The 3,053-nt window shown below is 67.7% G+C and carries 2 protein-coding genes and 1 pseudogene; all 3 read right to left on the bottom strand.

The genetic code is table 11. The annotated features are described in order from the left end of the window. Positions 1–3: 3 nt before the first annotated feature. Positions 4–912, bottom strand: a complete 909-nt coding sequence (locus tag JOZ00_RS05710) for an ACP S-malonyltransferase (protein ID WP_293340948.1) — start codon at positions 910–912, stop codon at positions 4–6. A gap of 140 nt (positions 913–1,052) precedes the next feature. After that, positions 1,053–2,378, bottom strand: a complete 1,326-nt coding sequence (locus JOZ00_RS05705) for a PucR family transcriptional regulator (protein ID WP_293340945.1) — start codon at positions 2,376–2,378, stop codon at positions 1,053–1,055. Positions 2,379–2,475: 97 nt separating this feature from the next. Beyond that, positions 2,476–3,053 (bottom strand): annotated as a pseudogene (locus JOZ00_RS05700) (pyruvate dehydrogenase (acetyl-transferring), homodimeric type); the annotation flags it as partial.

The raw sequence follows: 3,053 nt of genomic DNA, 5'->3' as shown, positions 1-3,053 counted from the left end.
GATTTAGAGTTCAGCCAATGCGTCCAGGTCTGCGGGCGCCTTGACGGCAAGAGCCGTCGTTCCCCGAAGTTCGCGTTTGGCGATGCCGGTGAGCGTGCCCGCAGGCGGAAGCTCGACAGTCGCCGTGATTTCCCGTTCGCGCATCGTTGCGGTGCATAGGTCCCAGCGCACCGGCTGGGTCAGCTGAGCCACCAGCGCCTCCATCGCCGCCGCCGCAGACGTGACGGGCTTCCCGTCCCGGTTCGACAGCAGCGTGGCGGTCGGCTCGGCGGTCTGGACGGCCGCCGCAGCGGCGGCATAGCGATCGAGCGCCGGAGCCATGTACTTGGTGTGGAACGCTCCGGCCACACCGAGCGCGCGCACCCGGGCCTTGGCCGGCGGGTCCTCGGCGAGCTTCTCCAGGGCGTTCAGCGGACCGGCGGCGACGATCTGCCCCGCCGCGTTGCGGTTGGCGGGGAACAGGTCAAGCTGCTCGAGACGAGCCAGAACCTCGTCCTCGTCACCGCCGAGCACGGCGGACATGCCGGTCGGCTCGACGGCGCATGCCTTGGCCATTTCGGCGCCGCGGGTGGCGGCCAGCGCGACGGCGTCATCGGCGGCCAGCACGCCCGCGATCGCGTAGGCCGCGATTTCGCCGACGGAGTGACCCGCCACAACGAGTTCCGCGTCGGCCAGCAGGCCGCGCTTGGTCAGTTCCTGGTGTGCCAGCAGGGTGGCCGCAACGACCAGGGGTTGAGTGACCGCGGTGTCGGTGATCTCTTCGGTCGACGCGGTGGTACCCAGCCGAACCAGGTCGAGGCCGCTCGCCTTCGACCAGATGTCGAGCTGGTCCGCGGCGCCGGGAAGATCGAGCCACGGCGACAGCATCCCCTCGGTCTGCGAACCCTGTCCGGGCGCAAGCAATGCAATCACGTGTTTAAGAGAACACTGTGGAAACGGTTTTGGCGGGTGTAACAGATTATGAACCTCGTCTTAGGTTTTTGTGCGCTACCTACAAAACGGCTCGGTAAGCGACATATTTGAGATCGTCCCGCGACCTGTGGCCTGGATCACTAGGATCCGGATCGCCCCACCATAGCCCCTTTGACCGGCAATGGAACAGCCGTCAACGCGTTGTTTCCGGCGCCAGAAGGAGGCTTGGGATAGTTGAGCTGACCGACGGTCGCCGCCACACGCAGCACATATGCGTCTCGCGGCAGCGTGGGATCACGCCCCGTGAAGTCGGTGATGCGCTTGAGCCTGTAGCGCACGGTGTTTGGATGAACGAACAACTTTCTGGCACAGGCCTCAATAGCGCCGCCACAATCTAAATAAGCGTCGAGCGTCTCGATCAGCGTGGGTCCGGCGTCGGCCAGGGGGCCCATCACGTCGGTGTGCAAGGCGACAATTGCCGACGCGTCGCCCATCAGGGCGCGTTCGGGCAATAGTTCTCGGGCCTGCACGGGCCGTGGCGCGCCGCGCCAGCCGCCGACGGCGTTCATCCCGGATATCGCCTCGCTGGCGCTGTGATAAGCCGCGGTCAGCATGGGCGCCGTGGGGCCGATGACGACCGGGTCCCCGGAGAACGCGTTCAACAGATCTCCCAGGAACCTGTCGGTCGGCGACAGCTGGCCGGACACGATCGCGACCAGCCAGGTCCCGTGCACGTCGGTGAGGGCCGCGCGGCCGTGGTTGGCGGCGACATCGCGGACGTGCTGGCTGGCCCGCTGGCTGTCGCCCGGGGCGGTCGACCCGTCCCGACCGGGTGCCGGAGTTCCGACCACGACCGTCGCCGGCGCGGTGGTGTCCCAGTTCAGCGCCGCCGCGCGAGACAGCAGCTCGGGTCCGGTGTCGCCGCGGACCACGGCGTCGACGACGCTGGCCTCCATCCGGCTGTCCCAGCTGCCGCGCGCCTCGGCCGCGTTCGCGTAGGCGCCCGCCGCGGTGAACGCCAGGTCGCGGCTGTATTTCAGGATGCCCACGGTCAGGGACGTCAGCTGCTCTTCGGAGCGGGCTATCAGCGGCACGACCTCCTCGAAGAACTCCATCGTCACCCGCACCATGTCGACGCTGTGGCGCAGCGCGATCCGACGCTGCAGCTCCTGGGGCACCAATTCGTAGGCCTGCGCGGTGTAGCTGACGTTGCTGTGCGGGTCGTGCATCCACTCGACGAAGTTGTTGATGGTCGTCTGAACCACCAGCGCCACGCTGGCCCGCTGAGACGCTTCCAGGTCTGCGAAGAACGGCAACCGATCCTGCATCACCGAGACCGCCTCGGTGGCCAGCCGGCCGGAGTACTGCTTCAACCGGCGCAGCAACGACTCGGGGACCGTGTCCAGCAGCTCAAGCGGCGACCTTGGGTGCTTGGCGAAGGGGCCGGCAAAAGGGTTGTCATTCACCCCTAAAACGTACGCGAATTTTCTGGATGTATCCGCCAAAGCCAGGCGCGTCGCTCTTAACGCTATCTCATAAACGACGCGTCGGGGCCGTTGAGTCTCAGGCGACCCCGGGGTCGGAGGTCTGCTCCGGTGCGGCCTGTACGTCGTCGATCCGGTACTGGCGGGCGGCCGCGACCGGCACCGACGGGTCGATCTCGCCGTCGCGCGCCAGGGCCTCCAAGACGGCGACCACCTGCGATTCGGCGTCGGTGTTGAAGAAGCGCCGCGCCGCAGGCCGGGTGTCGGAAAAGCCGAAGCCGTCGGTGCCCAGAGTGACGAAGGTGCCCGGCACCCACGGCCGGATCTGTTCCGGAACGGCGCGCATCCAGTCCGATACGGCGATCACCGGGCCGCTGGCGTCGCACAGGGCCTGCGTCACGTAGGGGACACCGGCCGGGCGATCCGGGTGGCGCAGCTTCGCCTTCTGGACGTTCACGCCGTCGCGGTTCAGCTCGCCCCAACTGGTCACCGACCAGACGTCGGCGGCGACATCCCATTCGGCGGCGAGCATCTCGGCCGCCTTGAGCGCCGACGGCATCGCCACCCCGGAGGCCAGGATCTGCGCCTTACTGGCGCGTTGCTCGGTGGCGGCGTGGTAGCGGTAGATGCCGCGCAGCAGCCCCTCGGGATCGAAGT

The organism is Mycobacterium sp. (genome assembly GCF_019243155.1).
Classification (GTDB): Bacteria; Actinomycetota; Actinomycetes; order Mycobacteriales; family Mycobacteriaceae; genus Mycobacterium.
The sequence above is the reverse complement of the archived record's forward strand: the minus strand, read 5'-3'. Positions and strand labels throughout refer to the sequence as shown.